The sequence below is a fragment of the Mycobacterium sp. genome (assembly GCF_008709575.1).
In the GTDB taxonomy this organism is placed as follows: Bacteria; Actinomycetota; Actinomycetes; order Mycobacteriales; family Mycobacteriaceae; genus Mycobacterium.
The window spans coordinates 1-694 of sequence record NZ_VYIK01000349.1; the positions used below are offsets into that span (position 1 = coordinate 1).

Consider the following 694-nt stretch of genomic DNA (forward strand, 5'->3'; position numbering starts at 1 on the left):
CAGCATTGGGTAATTTTCCAAGCCCATCTCTGCGGCGAAGTCAGACGCAAACCAGCGCTCGGTCGATCAGGGTATGCCCACGCGGGGCGGCATAGGTCAGATACACCGCGACTTGGGAGTTCTCGATGCGCCCGGCGGTGCCGCTGTATTGGCGTTGCACCTCGACGGTGGCGGTGCCCTTCTTGACATCGCCGGTCTCGTCAATGATCAGCACCGCGCCGGGATCGCCGAAGGCCTCGATGACGTAATCACGCAGATCATCACGGACCGCATCAGCGTCCCACTTGGCGCGGGCCAGCAGGTGTTGCAACCCGTCGGGGGTGTGGTCACCACGATGTTCGGCGATCGTCCAGCAATTTTTTCGTTCCAACCCGGAAACCATGCCGGCCATCAGCGCAGCGGCATGCCGCAACGGTTCATGGCGGGTAAATCGTGGCGCGATCCGGTCGATCACCGCCGAGAACTGCTGCCACCACCGGTCAGGGTCTACGCTGGCAGCCGCGGGGGCCGCGGCATATTCAGATGTGTTCACAAACTCCGAACAATGCCCCGGCCACCGCTTCTACCAGCGCAGACACGCCGAAACACTCCAGCCCCGAACTACGGCTGCAGTATTAGCCGCCGTTGATCAGCGGTGATGCTAGTGTCCCGCGCCGTTAATTCGTTTTATTAATCTTCCAATGGACTCCAGGAT

General features: G+C 61.0%; 1 pseudogene. It reads right to left on the reverse strand.

Annotated elements, in window-relative coordinates:
• Positions 1–52 precede the first annotated feature (52 nt).
• A pseudogene (locus tag F6Q13_RS18885) lies at positions 53–451 on the reverse strand (transposase); the annotation flags it as partial.
• Positions 452–694 lie beyond the last annotated feature (243 nt).